The organism is Hamadaea tsunoensis DSM 44101 (assembly GCF_000428945.1).
GTDB lineage: Bacteria > Actinomycetota > Actinomycetes > Mycobacteriales > Micromonosporaceae > Hamadaea > Hamadaea tsunoensis.
This window is the reverse complement of record NZ_AUAX01000025.1, coordinates 28,528-44,335: the sequence shown is the minus strand read 5'-3', so window position 1 is coordinate 44,335 and position 15,808 is coordinate 28,528. Positions and strand designations below refer to the sequence as shown.

At 69.6% G+C, this 15,808-nt stretch carries 15 protein-coding genes; 6 read left to right on the top strand and 9 right to left on the bottom strand.

Annotated elements, in window-relative coordinates; translation table 11 throughout:
* Positions 1-20 precede the first annotated feature (20 nt).
* Positions 21-539 carry an HNH endonuclease gene (locus G401_RS0130015; RefSeq protein ID WP_027345397.1) on the bottom strand — a complete coding sequence of 173 codons (519 nt, stop codon included), beginning with the start codon at positions 537-539 and terminating at the stop codon, positions 21-23.
* A 195-nt stretch (positions 540-734) separates the two neighbouring features.
* Here G401_RS0130015 and G401_RS49400 point away from each other — a divergent pair, with 195 nt between their 5' ends.
* The 4 genes from G401_RS49400 (at position 735) to G401_RS0129995 (ending at position 5,047) form a co-directional block, all read left to right on the top strand.
* Positions 735-1,784, top strand: a complete 1,050-nt coding sequence (locus tag G401_RS49400; protein WP_245601890.1) for a mechanosensitive ion channel family protein — start codon at positions 735-737, stop codon at positions 1,782-1,784.
* Positions 1,785-1,994: 210 nt separating this feature from the next.
* Complete coding sequence (locus tag G401_RS49395; protein WP_169734271.1) at positions 1,995-3,347, top strand: MFS transporter; 1,353 nt, start codon at positions 1,995-1,997, stop codon at positions 3,345-3,347.
* Between the two features lie 49 nt (positions 3,348-3,396).
* Positions 3,397-3,783 (top strand): globin, encoded by a 387-nt coding sequence (locus G401_RS0130000; protein ID WP_027345396.1) that lies wholly within the window; start codon positions 3,397-3,399, stop codon positions 3,781-3,783.
* A gap of 19 nt (positions 3,784-3,802) precedes the next feature.
* Positions 3,803-5,047, top strand: coding sequence for a WD40 repeat domain-containing protein (locus tag G401_RS0129995; RefSeq protein ID WP_027345395.1), 1,245 nt, complete (start codon positions 3,803-3,805; stop codon positions 5,045-5,047).
* Between the two features lie 20 nt (positions 5,048-5,067).
* Here the strand turns inward: G401_RS0129995 and G401_RS55120 are convergent, their stop codons facing one another.
* The 5 genes from G401_RS55120 to ettA all read right to left on the bottom strand — a co-directional run bounded on the left by G401_RS55120 (position 5,068) and on the right by ettA (position 11,192).
* Entirely contained in the window at positions 5,068-7,407 is a 2,340-nt protein-coding gene (locus tag G401_RS55120) for a CBM35 domain-containing protein (RefSeq protein WP_084557775.1), read from the bottom strand.
* A 346-nt stretch (positions 7,408-7,753) separates the two neighbouring features.
* Positions 7,754-8,335 (bottom strand): type III secretion system chaperone family protein, encoded by a 582-nt coding sequence (locus tag G401_RS0129985; RefSeq protein ID WP_084557774.1) that lies wholly within the window; start codon positions 8,333-8,335, stop codon positions 7,754-7,756.
* Between the two features lie 172 nt (positions 8,336-8,507).
* Positions 8,508-9,107, bottom strand: coding sequence for a hypothetical protein (locus tag G401_RS0129980; RefSeq protein ID WP_027345392.1), 600 nt, complete (start codon positions 9,105-9,107; stop codon positions 8,508-8,510).
* Positions 9,089-9,523 carry an acyl-CoA thioesterase gene (locus G401_RS0129975; protein ID WP_034593592.1) on the bottom strand — a complete coding sequence of 145 codons (435 nt, stop codon included), beginning with the start codon at positions 9,521-9,523 and terminating at the stop codon, positions 9,089-9,091. The genes G401_RS0129980 and G401_RS0129975 overlap by 19 nt, the downstream gene beginning before the upstream one ends.
* Positions 9,516-11,192 (bottom strand): energy-dependent translational throttle protein EttA, encoded by a 1,677-nt coding sequence (ettA, locus tag G401_RS0129970; RefSeq protein WP_027345390.1) that lies wholly within the window; start codon positions 11,190-11,192, stop codon positions 9,516-9,518. The genes G401_RS0129975 and ettA overlap by 8 nt, the downstream gene beginning before the upstream one ends.
* Before the next feature lie 204 nt (positions 11,193-11,396).
* On the opposite strand from ettA, the gene panB reads away from it, so the two are divergent.
* On the top strand, positions 11,397-12,230 hold the full coding sequence (gene panB, locus G401_RS0129965; RefSeq protein ID WP_027345389.1) for a 3-methyl-2-oxobutanoate hydroxymethyltransferase: 834 nt from the start codon (positions 11,397-11,399) through the stop codon (positions 12,228-12,230).
* A gap of 111 nt (positions 12,231-12,341) precedes the next feature.
* Here panB and npdG read toward each other — a convergent pair whose 3' ends face one another.
* The 3 genes from npdG to G401_RS49390 all read right to left on the bottom strand — a co-directional run bounded on the left by npdG (position 12,342) and on the right by G401_RS49390 (position 15,190).
* The gene (gene npdG / locus G401_RS0129960) at positions 12,342-13,016 is read right to left on the bottom strand and encodes an NADPH-dependent F420 reductase (protein ID WP_027345388.1); all 675 of its coding nucleotides are present in this window, start codon (positions 13,014-13,016) and stop codon (positions 12,342-12,344) included.
* A 35-nt stretch (positions 13,017-13,051) separates the two neighbouring features.
* Positions 13,052-14,437 (bottom strand): RNB domain-containing ribonuclease, encoded by a 1,386-nt coding sequence (locus G401_RS0129955; RefSeq protein ID WP_027345387.1) that lies wholly within the window; start codon positions 14,435-14,437, stop codon positions 13,052-13,054.
* A gap of 66 nt (positions 14,438-14,503) precedes the next feature.
* Positions 14,504-15,190 (bottom strand): histone H1-like repetitive region-containing protein, encoded by a 687-nt coding sequence (locus G401_RS49390; protein WP_034593590.1) that lies wholly within the window; start codon positions 15,188-15,190, stop codon positions 14,504-14,506.
* Between the two features lie 263 nt (positions 15,191-15,453).
* On the opposite strand from G401_RS49390, the gene G401_RS0129945 reads away from it, so the two are divergent.
* Complete coding sequence (locus G401_RS0129945) at positions 15,454-15,804, top strand: YciI family protein (RefSeq protein WP_027345386.1); 351 nt, start codon at positions 15,454-15,456, stop codon at positions 15,802-15,804.
* Positions 15,805-15,808 lie beyond the last annotated feature (4 nt).

Below are 15,808 nucleotides of genomic sequence, written 5' to 3'. Positions count from 1 at the left end.
AATGATCCGGGAGACAGGCCCTAGAGCGCGGGTGCGAGCCACTCCGCCCAGCGCGGGTCCGGTACGCGATGCCCCAGCACGCGCCACACGGCGCCCTTCGGGATCGAGGGCTGCACCGGCAGGCGCCAACCGAGCTCGTTCAGCGTCTTGTCGCCCTTGGTGTGGTTGCAGCGGGCGCAGGCCGCGACGACGTTCTCCCAGTGGTGGCCGCCGCCCTTGGACTTCGGCATCACGTGGTCGATCGTCTCGGCCGGGCCGGCGCAGTAGACGCAGCGGCCGCCGTCCCGAGCGAAGATCGCCCGCCGGGACAGCCCGACATGAGTGCGGTACGGGACGCGTACGAAGCGCTGCAGCCGGATGACCAGGGGCACGTTGAGCGCTCGCCGGGTGCTGTGCAGTACGCCTTCGCCGTCGGCGACGCAGACTGCCTTACCGGAGAGGACGAGGATCGCGGCTCGGCGTACCGAGACGACGCACAGGGGCTCGTAGGTGGCATTGAGAACCAGGGCGGAGGCCTTTGTGCGTCGTATGTCAGGCATCGCCGTCACCCTTCGCGCGTGCAGCCCTTCCCCGAACGGGGGTGTACCACCATCGTGACCGACAGATGTGGTAAACGCACGGTCTTTTTGGACATCAAGCGAAGAATTCACCAGCGTGTAGTGCAAAGCGCCCGAAATTCCGGAAAAGTCTGGCCGACTGGCGCAGCGGCGATTCGCCAGGTTAACTAGCTCTCCGTGATCGCCGCGCTCCTGCCCCTCGCGAACTTTCTCGCCGACGCGACCCCAGCTCCGGCACCGTCCAGGACCAACGTCTGCGACAACGACGCGGTCTGCGAGTGGCTGCAGAAGACGACGGGCTCGGCCGGCGTCGCGCAGAGCAGTCTCTGGGTCATCAAACCGGCCCGCATCCTGCTCATCATCGTGCTCGCGCTCATCGCCCGGGCGCTGATCAACCGGACGATCACCCGGCTGACCGACCGGGCCGGCGAGGGCAAGGTCCCCACGCTGCTGCGACCGCTGCGGGAGCGGCTGCCGAACGGGCTCACCGAGGCGACCAGCCTGTTCCCGGAGCGGCGGCGCCAGCGGGCGGCCGCGATCGGCTCGGTCCTGCGCAGTTTCGCGACGGTCGTCATCTTCTCCGTCGCGGGCCTGATGGTCCTCGGCGAGCTGGGCATCGATCTCACGCCCCTCGTCGCCGGCCTCGGCATCGTCGGCGCGGCCCTCGGCTTCGGCGCCCAGTCGCTGGTCAAGGACCTCATCGGCGGCCTGTTCATGCTGCTCGAGGACCAGTACGGCGTCGGGGACGTGGTCGACGTCGGCGACGTGACCGGCGTCGTGGAGGCGGTCGGGCTGCGTACGATCACGATCCGCGACATGAAGGGCGTCGTCTGGTACGTGCGCAACGGCGAGATCCTCCGCGTCGGCAACCACAGCCAGGGCAACTCGGTCGCGGTCATCGACATCCCGATCGGCTTCGCGCCGGTGGACGAGGCGGTCGCGGTCCTGCGGCAGGCGGCCGACGAGCTCGGCGCCGACCCCGAGTACGCCGACGACTTCCTGGACCTGCCCAAGGTCGCGGGCGTCGAGAACGTCACCATCGACGGCGTGGTCGTGCGGGTCACCGCCAAGACCACCAGTGACGCCAACGTACGCGTGGCCCGCGAGCTGCGCCGCCGCCTGACCGAGGCGCTGTTCCGCTCGGGCCTCGCCGTGTCGGTGCAGAACCTGCGGGCGGTCCGGGCCGCGCAGGGCCTGGACGCGACCGGGGAACTGGGCGCAGAATAAAGCGCGAAGTCGGCATTAACGGTCTTTGTCCGTTAATGCCGCACAGAAAGCCCGGACTCGCATCGACTTCCCCCGTGGGGACTAGCCAACCCTCGTCTATTCGGGCAGAATCGGGGCACGAAGCAAGACGGCAGGAACGTCGCATGTCGCCCGAATTGCGAAGCGGTGACCGACCCGTGCACCGTTGTCGCGAACTATGGAGGCTCCACGGTGTCCCGGATCACCCCCGAGGATGGCGCGAAGAGTGCACCCGGACCGGAAGAGCGGTCGGCCACGTACCGTGAGGTGCTGGCGAACGGCGAATACCGGACGATCTTCGGTGCGAGCCTTCTCTCCTGGGTCGGCGACTATTTCGCCAAAGCCGCGATCACCGCGCTGGTCTTCGCCGAGACCGGCTCCCCCGCCCTGTCGGCCGCCGCGTTCGCGCTGAGCTACGCGCCGTGGCTGATCGCGGGCCCGCTGCTGGCGACGCTGGCCGAACGCTACCGCTACCGCACGGTCATGATCACCTGTGATCTGGTCCGGATGACGCTGATCGCGCTGGTGGCCGTGCCGGGCATGCCGTTGTGGGCCATGCTCACGCTGCTCTTCCTGGCCTCGCTGGCCAGCCCGCCGGCGCAGGCGGCCAAGTCCGCGATGCTGCCGCAGATCCTGCCGGGCGACCAGCTGACCGTCGGCCTCGCCCTCAACCTGACTTCCGGCCAAGCGGCGCAGGTCGGCGGCTATCTGATCGGCGGCCTCGTGGCGGCGGTCAACCCGCGCGGCGCGCTGGCGTTCGACGCCGCCACCTTCGCGCTGAGCGCGCTGCTGCTGATCACCTGGGTCCAGAGCCGTCCGCCGGCCGGGTCGACCCGGCGCCACCTGCTGCGGGAGACCAGCGACGGGTTCCGGCTCGTCTTCGGCACCGCGACGCTGCGCTCGATCGCGCTCGTCGTCTTCGGCGCCTCCGTGTTCTCGACCGTGCCCGAGGGGCTCGGCGCCGCCTGGGCGGCCTGGCTGCATCCGGCGAACGCGTCCACGCAGGGCGTCTGGCAGGGCCTCATCATGATGGCCAACCCGGTCGGCCAGGTGGTCGGCGCCCTGCTGCTGACCCGCCTGTTCTCGCCCGCCCGGCGCCGCTCGCTGATCATCCCGTTCTCCCTCGCCGTCCCCGCGGTCCTCATCCCGTCGCTGCTGGAACCGCGCTTCGCGGTGGTCTGCCTGATGGCCTTCGCCACCGGCTTCTTCGTCAGCGGCATGGTCCCCACCAGCAATTCCCTTTTCGTACGCGTCCTGCCCGACGGTTACCGGGCGCGCGCGTTCGGGGTGATGCAGATGGGCGTACAGCTGACGCAGGGGATCGGGATCTTCGCGGCCGGACTGCTGGCCGACCGGATCGCGCTGCCCCTGGCCGTCGGGGTGTGGAGCGTCCTCGGTCTGCTCGTCATGATCTGCATCGCGCTGGCCTGGCCGAGCCGGGAGACCTTCGACCAGGCGCTGGCCGCCCGCTCGCCCGCCCAGCCGCCCGCGCAGCCCGCCGCCTCGCCCAGCCCTCGGGCCGGTGCGCTGAGCCAGGGCGCCTGACCGCCCGAGCGGCGGTGTCGATCTCCGCGACGGCTGGCAAGATGGAGGCGTGACGGTCAGCCTCTACGAACAGTTCGGCGGCGAGCCCACCTTCCGCAAGCTGGTGGACGTCTTCTACGCCGGTGTGGCCGACGATCCGCTGCTGCGCCCGATGTACCCGGAGGAGGACCTCGGGCCGGCGCGCGACCGGCTGACGAAGTTCCTCGTGCAGTACTGGGGCGGGCCGACGACGTACTCCGAGGAACGCGGGCACCCCCGCCTCCGGATACGGCACGCGCCCTTCGCGGTCGACGCGACCGCCCGCGACGCGTGGCTCGCGCACATGCACGACGCGGTGGACTCGCTCGACCTGTCCCCCGAACTGCGCCAGACTCTCTGGGACTATCTCGAGCGGGCTGCCTACTTCATGGTGAATACGGGAGATTCCGTCGCCTGAGGATGATCGTTAGGCAGGTATGCGCCGTAGCATCCTCGTCCTGACCGCCTTCCTCGCCGCCCTGTTCCTCGCCTCGCCCGCGACGGCCGCCCCGGCCCAGGGCCGGATCTCCGCCGACCCGGTCGACTGGACGCCGCACATCCTCGACGGGCAGGTCTGGGCCATGGCGCTCGTCGGGCGTACGGTCGTGGTCGGCGGGGACTTCGCCCAGGTCGCGTCGGCTGATCGGCGTACGCGGTTCGACCGGGACTACCTGATGGCGTTCAGCCTCGACACCGGTGCGGTGCAGGCGTTCCGCCCGGACGTCGACGGCCCGGTCCGGACCCTCGCCGCCGGCCCGGACGGCAGCGTCCTCGTCGGCGGCTTCTTCCAGCACGTCAACGGGGTCGCCATGCGGGGCCTGGTACGCCTCGACGTCGCCACCGGCCGCGTCTCGCCGGGTTTCCGCGCCTCGGTCGACGGCGACGTACGCGCGGTCGTCGTGCACGGTGGCCAGGCGTACGTGGGTGGCTGGTTCAGTCACGTCGACGGGGTCGCCCGCAAGGCGCTGGCGCGGGTGGACGCGCGTACCGGGGCGGTGGACACGGTCTTCGACGCGCGGCTGGACGCACCCGAGCTCGGCCGGACGAAGGTCGAGGACGTCGCGGTCAGTCCGGCCGGGGATCGCCTGGTCGTCATCGGCGCGCTGACCCGGGCCCTGGGCGCGCCGCGGGCCCAGCTCGTCATGCTCGACATCAGCCGGCCCCGGGTGGCGCTCGCGGACTGGCGCACGAACGCGTACAACCCGCGGTGCCGCAAGCAGTTCGACACCTACATGCGCGCCGTCGACTTCGCCCCGGACGGCCGCTACTTCGTCGTCGTCACCACCGGCCGGATGACCGCGCCCAACCTGCTCTGCGACACGGCCGCGCGGTTCGAGAGCTCGCCTGGCGTACACCGGCCGACCTGGGTCAACCACACCGGCGGCGACTCCCTGTACGCCGTGGCCGTCACCGGCTCGGCCGTCTACGTCGGCGGGCACCAGCGGTGGCTGGACAACCCGTACGGCGACGAGTCGGCTGGTTCCGGGGCGGTCTCCCGGCCGGGCATCTCCGCGATCGACCCGGTGACCGGCAAGGCGACCGCCTGGAACCCTACCCGTACGCGTGGCGAGGGCCTGCGCGCCTTCGTGGTGTGCCCGCAGGGCCTGCTGGTCGGCTCGGACACCGACCAGCTCGGCCACGAGTACCACGGAAGGATCGGCCTGTTCCCAGCCGTGCACTGAGAACAGGCCGATCCGTCGGATCACGGCACCCAGAAGTTCCCGGAGGCGACGATCATCACCTGGAGCTGGACACTCGTGTTGTAGTACTCCGACGAGCCGAACGACGTGCCGACCATGTGCGACCAGAGCGCGTCGAGCCACGCCTGGCTGCCGCTGTCGGTCATCGCCGCCACCGCGAACGGCGCCACGAAGCACGCGTCGTTGCCGGCGTCCAGGTTCGACCCGGACAGCGAGTACCCGTCCACGATGCTGTTCGGGTTGCCCGACACCTTCGACTTGATCCAGCTGTTCATCTTGCGGGCCGACGCCAGCGAGGCCGAGTTGCCGCTGGTGACCGCGTCGGCCCCGATACGCCACGGCGTACGGCAGGAGTTCCAGTAGTACTTGCCGTCGTTGGCGCTCTCCAGGATCTGGCCCGAGGGCGGCTTCGGCGTCGTGTTGGTGTTCTGCACGAAGTCCGGCAGCAGGCCCGTGCTCGCGGCGTACTGCGACTGCATGTTCGTGATGAGCGTCTGGTGCGCGGACCGGATGGTGTCCCACGTGGCGTCGCCCGTCGCGGTCTTGAACGCCCGCATGTGGTCGATCATGAAGTCGGACGGCCGGGTGACGTAGTGCAGCGAGTCGCTCGCGTCGCTCCAGTCGCCGAGCAGCAGCAGGTGGGTGGTGGAGTTGACCTCGCTCGCCTTGATGGCGTTGATGTGCTTGATGGCGAGCTGCTTGTAGTTGTAGGTGCCCGCGCTGCCCCACTGCTTGTCGGCGAGCAGGAGCCCGAACGCCACGTCCATGTCGCCGTCGGTCGCGGAGTCCGAACCGTTGACGCTCTTGCAGGAGGTGTCCTGCTCGGCCGCGAGCAGGTCGGCGTTGTTCACCGACGGGTGGGCGAGCATGTACTTGACCATGCCGTCGAAGATGGTCTTCGCGTTCGCGTCGGCCCCGGCCATCGTCGCCACGACGACCATGCCGTAGCCCTGGCCCTCCGCGACGTAAGGGTGGTCGGCGTCCGGCGAGATCGTCTCGTACCAGCCGTTGCCGCAGTTCTGCTTGACGAAGTTCGCCTTCCACTTGTTGTAGAGCGTCACCACGGCCGCGTCCAGGGAGGACTGCGAACCCGACGGCTTCAGCGTCCCCGCCGCGTACGCGAACTGGTGGCTGCCGAACGGCACGGCCGGACCGCCGCTGCTCGCACTCGTCGTGACGGTCACCGGCGAGGATGCCGCGCTCACGTTGCCCGCCGCGTCCCGGGCCTTCACCGTGAACGTGTACGCCGTGCCCGCGGCCAGCCCGCCGACGGTGGCCGACGTCCCGGACACGTTCGTCGCCAGGCTGGACCCGTTGTACACGTCATATCCGGTGACGCCGACGTTGTCGGTCGACGCCGTCCAGGCCAGGCTGACGCTGCTCGCCGTGACGGCCGTCGAGTGCACACTCCCCGGTACGCTCGGCGCCTGCGTGTCGCCGCCGCCACCGCCATCGGTCACGGAGAGCACGTCGACGTTCGGGCCGCCGTTGGCCGTGGTGGCCGTGGCCCGGACGGTGTTCGCCCCGGCGACCAGGCTCGCGGTGACCGCCTTGGTCGTCCAGGTGTCCCAGTCGGTCGTCGCGGGGAACGAGACCCCGGCCGCCACGACGGTTCCGTTGACCGTGATGTCCATCGGCCGGTCGACCGCGGTGCCGTTCGAGTAGCGGAACGTCAGGGTCTGCGTACCCGCGGCGGCGGCGTTCACCGACCACTGGATGTACGAGCCGGCGATGTTCGTGTAGTCCACGAAGCCCGTACCCGTGTAGCCGGTGTGGTTGGTGGCCACGGCCGCCTGCGACAGGGTCGCGTCCTCCGCCTGGTAGTCGCTCGCCGGAGCGGCCACGTCGACGTCCAGGTAATCCAGATTGGCCGGACCGTTGGCGGTGGTGGCGGTGACGCGTACGGTGTTCGTTCCGGCGGGCACGGCCACGGTGAAGGTCTTGTTCGCCCAGCTGTCCCAGTTCGTCGTGGACGGGAACGAGACGGCCGCCCCCACGACCGTCCCGTTCACCGTCACGTCGGCCGGCCGGTCGACGGTGGTCCCGTTCGAGTACCGGATCGTCAGGGTCGCGGTGCCCGCGCTCGCCGCGTTGACGGTCCACTGTGTATAGCTGCCGACGACGTTGTCGCCGTTGACGAAGCCGGTCCCGGAGAAGTTCAGGTGATTGGACTCCACCACTCCCTGCGAGATCGTGGCGCTCTCGGCCTCGTACCGCGTGCTGACTGAACTCCCTGCGGCTCGCGCAAGCGCTCCCCGGCTTGCCGCCGAGCCGGCCGATGCGGGCAGAACCGCACCGATCAGGCTCAGAACAGCGGCCGCGACGCCCCATCGGTATCTCATGCTGACCCCATCCCTACGGGGCGCCGGAACGAGGCGCGGCGTCCGGCACCGATCCAATGGTTAGACAGTTTGTCTAACCATTAAACAGATGTCAATGGCCGATCACAGAGGAAATGAGTCACGGCGAGCCGGGGCAGGACGCGGCGCGCGGGGCCCCACCCCGGCGTCAGAGCACTGAACGAACCGTCGGATGGGATACGCGTATCCTATAAATGATCTTGAATTTAAGATCGTGATCCGGGGACGGAAAGTGCCTCACCCGTGGCACGTGGGCGCGGGGATCGCCACGGGTGAGGCCTGAAACAAGCGGGACGGGGACGGTGCGTGGAGCGGGACACCGGAGGGACTAGATGAGCGCCGCCTCCGAGTGCAACCAGTCGACGAAGCTGACCGCCACCGACGCGCCGCACTCGACGAGCTCGACCAGGAGCGCGTCGTGGACGCCCGCGCCGAGGGGGACCTGGGTCTCGGCGTAGATCGGCAGCTGGCCGGTGTCGGTGGGGTCGCCGACGTAGGCCTTCGCGAAGCGGTTGAGGTGGTTCCATTCGTTGATCGCGCGGTACGCGCGGTCGGCGAAGTCCATCGGCACGGTCGCGTGTGGACGGGCCCGGATCACGAGGATCTCGTCCTCGGGTCCCTCCATTGTGTACAGCAGCGCGTGCCTCTCCCACATGGCGAGGAGATTGCCGTAGCCGTCGGACAGGTAGCGCACGTCCAGCAGATTGAGCGCGACCCCCACGCGGGCAAGCGTGACGGGTGCGACGGCCCCCTGCTGGGGCGGCATACCGAGCATCGACAGGTCGTCGGGCACGGCAAAGGTGTTGCGGTCCAGCCCGCCGCAGTCGGGCTGGGGTTTCTCTGAAGCCCCCGTGCTATGACGTTGTGAACGAGACGGCACAAACCATGACCCGACTGACCACCACGGCATTGCTCGCGCTCCTCTATGGATCCGAACGGTTACCTTGCGTGTGATCCCGAGGCTGAACGTTACCTGGAAGTACGAGTTATAGCAGCCCCCCAATCGCATCCCCGATCCGTTCGGTTCAGCGACGATCAGCTGTTCACCCGATAGACAGGCGATGGGCAGAATAACCCCGATATCAGAGCGGGCGCAAGGTCGGAGCGGAAGCGCGATACCACACCGCTCCCTCGCCCGTCGCGAGGCCCGTCCAGGGGCCGGCTACGCGTACCTCGACGGACTCGGCGCCTTCGAGCAATCCCGTACGCGTCAACGCCTGTACGAGCCGCAGGGAGACGGGCACGTTCCGGCCCTCGTGCGGACCGGGCCGGTCGACCTGGACGGTCACGGCGACGTGGTCGAGCAGGGCGTCGCGCAGGGCCCGGGATCCGACGGGTCGACCGTCCACACCGGACTCCATCGCTTCGCGCAGCGTACGCGCGGCCGCGGCGGCGATGTCCCGCACCACCGCGGCGGGGAGCACCTCGACGGCGTCGGAGGTGGCCGGCGGGAGCGCCCAGCGCCAGTCGCCGTCCCGGTTCGCCGGGCGGGCCGTACCCCCGGCCAGGTCCGCGGCGCTCACAGTCCGGTCGGCCGACACCGAACCCGCCACGGTACGCGTGGCCAGCACGCCCCACGGCAGCATCGACCACCAGGCCACCGCGTCGGGGCCGGCGGGACGCGTACGGACGAGGCTGGCGGGGTCGAGCCGCAGCAGCCGGGTCAGGAAGTCGTCGCCCATGGCCGCAGGAACTCCTGCTCGCTGTCGGTGAGCCGGCGGGGCCGCCCGTTGCGCAGGTCGAACGGCACGAGGATGGTACGCGCGCGGCTGGCGAGCACGTCGCCGTCGAACAGTTCGTAGCAGACCGTGAAGCGGGAGGTGCGCAGCTCCTCGACCCACAGCTCGATGCGGACGGGATCGCCGTAGTCGATCGGCCGGAGGTAGTCCACCTCGTGCCGCGACACGACGATCCCCTCCTCGAACGTCGTCAGCCCGGCGGCCCGGGCGCCCACGAACATCATCGCCACGCGCGCCTCCTCGTAGAGGGTGAGAAAGCGCGCGTTGTTGACGTGCCCGTAGGCGTCCAGGTCCGACCAGCGCAGGCCGCAGTGGTACACGAACCGCTTGGGCCTGCCCGTGGCCGCGAGGTCAGTCACGGGTGAGCTTGCGGTGGGTGACGCGGTGCGGCCGGGCCGCCTCGGCACCCATACGGTCGATCTTGTTCTTCTCGTACGCCTCGAAGTTGCCCTCGAACCAGAACCACTTCGCGTCGTCCTCGTCGTCGCCCTCCCAGGCGAGGATGTGGGTCGCGACGCGGTCGAGGAACATGCGGTCGTGGGAGATGACCACGGCGCAGCCGGGGAACTCCAGCAGCGCGTTCTCCAGGCTGGAGAGCGTCTCGACGTCGAGGTCGTTGGTCGGCTCGTCGAGCAGCAGGACGTTGCCGCCGATCTTCAGCGTCAGGGCCAGGTTGAGCCGGTTGCGCTCACCGCCGGACAGCACGTTGACCGGCTTCTGCTGGTCCGGGCCCCGGAAACCGAACGCGGCCACGTACGCCCGCGACGGCATCTCGACCTTGCCGACCATCAGGTGGTCGAGACCGTCGGAGACGACCTCCCACACCGTCTTGGCGGTGTCCAGGCCGGCCCGGTTCTGGTCCACATAGGACAACGATACCGTCTCGCCGACCTTGACCGAGCCGTTGTCCGGCTTCTCGATCCCGACGATCGTCTTGAACAGCGTCGTCTTGCCGACGCCGTTCGGGCCGATGATGCCGACGATGCCGTTGCGCGGCAGGGAGAACGACAGGCCGTCGATGAGCACCCGGTCGCCGAAGCCCTTCACGAGCTCCTTGGCCTCGATGACCGTGTTGCCCAGGCGCGGGCCCGGCGGGATCTGGATCTCGTCGAAGTCGAGCTTGCGGGTCTTCTCCGCCTCGGCGGCCATCTCCTCGTAGCGGTCCAGGCGGGCGCGCGACTTGGTCTGGCGGGCCTTGGCGTTGGAGCGCACCCACTCCAGCTCCTCGGAGAGGCGCTTCTTCATCTTCGCGTCCTTGCGGCCCTCGACCGCGAGACGCTGCGCCTTCTTCTCCAGGTACGTCGAGTAGTTGCCCTCGTACGGGTACGCGCGGCCGCGGTCGAGCTCCAGGATCCACTGGGCCACGTTGTCCAGGAAGTACCGGTCGTGGGTGATCGCGATGACCGTGCCCGGGTAGGCGGCGAGGTGCTGCTCCAGCCAGAGCACGCTCTCGGCGTCGAGGTGGTTGGTGGGCTCGTCGAGCAGCAGCAGGTCGGGCTGCTCCAGCAGCAGCTTGCAGAGCGCGACGCGGCGCTTCTCACCACCCGACAGCGGGCCCACGGGCGCGTCGGCGGGCGGGCAGCGCAGCGCGTCCATCGCCTGCTCGAGCTTGGAGTCCAGGTCCCAGGCGTCGGCGTGGTCGAGCTCCTCCTGCAGCTTGCCCATCTCGTTCATGAGCTCGTCGGAGTAGTCGGTCGCCATCAGCTCGGCGATCTCGTTGAACCGCGCCAGCTTGGCCTTGGTGCCCGCGACGGCCAGCTCGATGTTCTCCAGGACGGTCTTCGTCTCGTCGAGCTTCGGCTCCTGAGCGACCATGCCGACGGTGTAGCCGGGCATGAGCCGGGCCTCGCCGTTGCTGACCTGGTCCTGGCCGGCCATGATGCGCAGCAGGCTGGACTTACCGGCACCGTTCGGGCCGACCACGCCGATCTTGGCGCCGGGCAGGAAGTTCAGCGTGACATTGTCGAGAACGACCTTGTCGCCGTGCGCCTTGCGCGCCTTCTCCAGCACGTAGATGAACTGAGCCACGGTCGGGCCAACCCCCTGAGTAATGGATGAATTCCCCGCCAATCTTTCCACGCTGGCCGCGATACGCGTCGCCCGGGTATCCAGGCTCACCAGCCTGTGAAATGTTGCACGATCACTGACCGTCCCCATGCGCAAAGTGGGACGATCGACCCATCCGGGTACCGCATCAGCGCGGACTCGAGAGATGCAGGAATGGAGACAGCGATGTCCCAACCGTCCCTTTACGGCGGCCTCGCCGACGGAGTGAAACGCGTACGCACCCGCGACCTGGTACAGGCCAAGGAGCGCGGCGAGAAGTGGGCGATGCTCACGGCGTACGACCAGTACACGGCGGCGCTCTTCGACCAGGCCGGCATCCCGGCCCTGCTCGTCGGCGACTCGGCGGCCAACAACGTCTTCGGCTACGAGACCACCATCCCCGTCACGGCCGACGAACTGCTCCCCCTCGTCCGGGCCGTGGTCCGCGCCACCAAGCGCACGCTCGTCGTCGGCGACCTGCCGTTCGGCTCGTACGAGGAGGGCCCGACCCAGGCCCTGCGCACGGCCGTGCGGTTCATGAAGGAAGGCGGCTGTCACGCCGTCAAGCTCGAAGGCGGCGTACGCAGTGCCGCCGCCATCGAGGCGATCACGTCGGCCGGGATCCCCGTGATGGCCCACATCGGCTTCACCCCGCAGAGCGAGCACCAGCTCGGGGGGTACCGCGTACAGGGCCGGGGCGACGCGGCCGAGCGGGTCCTGGCCGACGCCCGGGCGGTCGCCGACGCGGGCGCGTTCTCGGTCGTCCTGGAGATGGTGCCGGGCGACGTGGCCAAGAACATCACGCACGAGCTGGCCATCCCGACGATCGGCATCGGCGCGGGCCCGGAGACGGACGCGCAGGTGCTCGTGTGGCAGGACATGGCCGGACTGCGGACCGGTCCGCTGCCCCGCTTCGTCAAGAAGTACGCCGACCTGCACACCGTGCTGACCGACGCCGTCCGCCAGTACGCCGACGAAGTCCGCACCGGCCAGTTCCCCACAGCAGAGAACACCTTCTGACCGCCGCTTTCATGATCCCGCTTGGATCAGGGAAATCACCCGAATCATGGGCCATGATTACGTGCGAAAACCTGATCCAAGCGGGATCATGCATGCCGCCGGCGGGCCCGGCTACACGTCGGTGATGCGGATTCCCGCGTGGGCCTTGTAGCGCTTGTTCATCGCGATCAGATTGGCGGTGAACGCCTCGATCTGGTGCGCGTTGCGCAGCCGGCCGGCGTACACGCCGCGCATGCCGTCGATCCGGCCGGCCAGCGCCTGGACCGCCTCGACCGCCTCCCGGTCCTCGCCGAGCACCAGGACGTCCAGGTCGATCCGGTCGACCGCGGGGTCCGCCAGCAGCGCCGCGCTGACGTGGTGGAACGCGGCGCACACCCGGGACTCGGGCAGGACCGCCGCCGCCTGCTGGGCCGCGCTGCCCTCCTCGACCGGGAGCGCGTACGGGCCCTGCTTGTCGAAGCCGAGCGGGTTGACGCAGTCGACCACGATCTTGCCCCGGAGCTGGTCGCGCAGCGATGCCAGCAACGTCCCGTGGCCCTCCCACGGCACGGCGACGATCACGATGTCGCTGGCCGCCGCGACCTCCTCGTTGGCCGCGCCGGCGACGGACGGGCCGATCTCGGCGGCGGCCGCGACCGCGCGCTCGGCCGACCGGGAGCCGACGAGGACCCGCTGGCCGCCGCGGGCCAGCCGGTACGCCAGCCCCCGCCCCTGGTCGCCGGTGCCGCCGAGGATGCCGACGGTCAGACCGGACACGTCGGGAAGACTGGTGAGGTCGAGTGCCATGCCTCGAACCCTACCGACGAGTCGCCCGTGGTTGATCAGGCCAGGGCGAACCTCACACGCCGCTTGACGGGATCGGCCTCGGTCAGCTTCGCCTGGATCCGGTCGCCGGGCTTCAGGTCGCCCGCGCACTTCGCGCGTACGGGCGGGGAATCCAGGGCGATCTGCGATTCGTCGATCACGGCGGCCGGGAAGACCTCGCCGATCCGCTTCTCCAGCAGCACGGCCTCGGCCAGGTCGATCGCGCCCCGGTCGGCGGCGTTCGCCACCCGGCCGGTCTCCGCCATCACTTCGGGCAGCTTGGGCAGCGACTCGCGGACGTGCGCGGGAACGGGCCGCCCGGCGAACAGGGCGAGGGCCGCCTCGGTCGCGTACCGGTCGGCCAGGCGGCGCAGCGGGGCCGTGACGTGCGCGTACGTGGCCGCGACGCCGCCGTGCTCCGACTGCTCGGGCGGCGTGCCGTCGAACGCCGTGTACCCGGCGCCGCGCAGCGTGTCCGCGGTGTGGTCGATGAACGCGGCGGCCCGCGGATTCTGCGGGTCCAGGCCCGCGATCACGCGGCCCACGCTCTTGCCCGCCGGCCACTCGATGCCCAGACCCGCCGCGGCCACCTTCAGCTTCTCGATCGCCTCCAGCGAGGGCGCGGGCATCGTGCGCAGCAGCCCCACTCCCCCGGCCAGCATGATCTTCGCCGCGGCCACGCCGGTCAGCAGCGAGATCTGCGCGTTCCACTCCTCCACCGGCAGCGGCGCGCGCAGCGTCAGCTCCCAGCCGTCCGCCGTCTCCTCCACGTCCTGCTCCGGCATGGGCAGGTTGATCGCGCCCCGGTCCAGGCCGCGCTCCACGAGCAGGCGCCCGATCTCCGGCAGCAACGCGATGGCGTCCGGCAGCGCGCCTCGATCACAATCCGCCTGTACGCCGGGATAAGCCAGCTGCGCCCGGCTGCGTACCCGGGCGCGCTCGACGCGTACAGCCTGGGTGTCGCCTTGCGGGGTGACGTCGATCGTCCACAGGACCGCCGCGCGGACCTGGTCGGGCAGCAGGCTCGCGGCGCCTTCACTGAGCTCGACCGGGTGCAGCGGGACGTTGCCGTCGGGCAGGTAGACGGTCTGGCCGCGGCGCCACGTCTCGGCCTCCAGCGGGCCGTCCGCCGGGACGGCCGCGTAGACGTCGGCGATGGCGTAGTAGACGCGGTAGCCGCCGTCCCGGCGTTCCAGGCAGACGGCCTGGTCGAGGTCCTTGGAGCCGGGCGGGTCGATGGTGACGAAGGGTATGTCGGTGCGGTCGAGATCGGGCAGCACCGGGTTACGGGCGCTCGCCTCGGCCTGCGCCTGCGCGTCGGCCGGGAAGTCGGCGGGCAGATGCAGTTCCGCGCGCAGCGCGGAGAAGTCCAGGGCGGATGCGAAAACGCGTCGGGTGACCACGGCACATTCCTACCAGTGCCGGGCACCCGACGCGTCCGCACACGCTGTCGGATTGCTGTAGCGGGTCTACATCCGCGAGGTGGCCTTGGCCATCGTGCGCGTGGCCGTCTTGCGGGCCGGCGCCTTCTTCGCCGCGGTCTTGCGCGCTGCCGGGGCCTTCTTGGCGACCGCCTTCTTCGCGGCGGTGGCCTTCGTCGCGCCGACCTTCTTGGCGGCGGTCTTCTTCGCCGCCGTCTTCTTCGCCGGCGTCGCCTTGGCGGTGGTGACCTTGCGCGCCGTGGTCTTCTTGGCCGCCACCGTCTTCTTGGCGGTGGTCTTCTTGGCGGTCGTCTTCTTCGCCGCCGTGGTCTTCTTGGCGGCCGCCTTCTTGGCGGTCGTCTTCTTCGCCGCCGTCCTGGTGGCGGGGGCCTTCTTGGCCGTCGTCTTCTTCGCCGGCGCCGTCTTCTTGGCCGCCGTACGCGTCGTGGCCTTCTTCGCCGCGGTCTTGCGAGCGGGGGTCGCCTTGGCCGTCGTGACCTTCCGAGCCGTCGTCTTCGCCGCGGCCGTGGTCTTCTTCGCCGCCACCGTCTTCTTGGCGGTGGTCTTCTTGGCGGTCGCCTTCTTCGCCGTCGTCTTCTTCGCGGCGGCCTTCTTGGCAGCCGTCTTCTTGGCCGCGGTCATCGTGCGGCCCGCCGGAGCCTTCTTCGCCGCCGTCTTCCGGGCAGCGGTGGTCTTCTTCGCCGCCGGTCGGGTGGCCTTGGTACCTTCGGCCATCGTCTCCTCCTCACGGATGTGTCCGACAGGCCCTCGCCCGATGCGGACGTCGCGCAACTTCGGTATCGGACCGATGTTGCTCAACGTCACTATGCATCGCAAATTACCCATGTGCGCGCATTTCGCGAGAAATTGAAGTCATAAATTCTTCGAGCGGTCATCGTGGACGGACTGTCGATTCGACGTACGCGCCAATCGTCACTCTGGAAAAGCGCTTGAGCCGGCGGCGATCGCGGGCCGGAACGTCGACAAGGGAGACAGTTGTGAAGTACGTGATGCTGATCTGCTGGCAGGGTGCCTGGCACGGCACGACCCCGGAAGCGCAGAAGGAGGGGTACGACGAGATCTGGGCGTACCTCGCCAAATGGGAGAAGGCCGGGAAGGTCGTGGACGGCGGGGCCGAACTCGACCTGCCGGGCACGGCGAAGACGGTACGCCGCACCGACAACGGCGTCACCGTGGTGGACGGCCCCTACATGGAGCTGAAGGAGTTCCTCGCCGGCTTCCTCATCCTCGAGGCGGACGACATCGACGAGGCGGTGGCGGTGGCGTCGGAATGGCCGGGCATCAAGTACGGCGAGTCGGTCGAGGTACGCCCGGTCATCCCGCACTGACCAC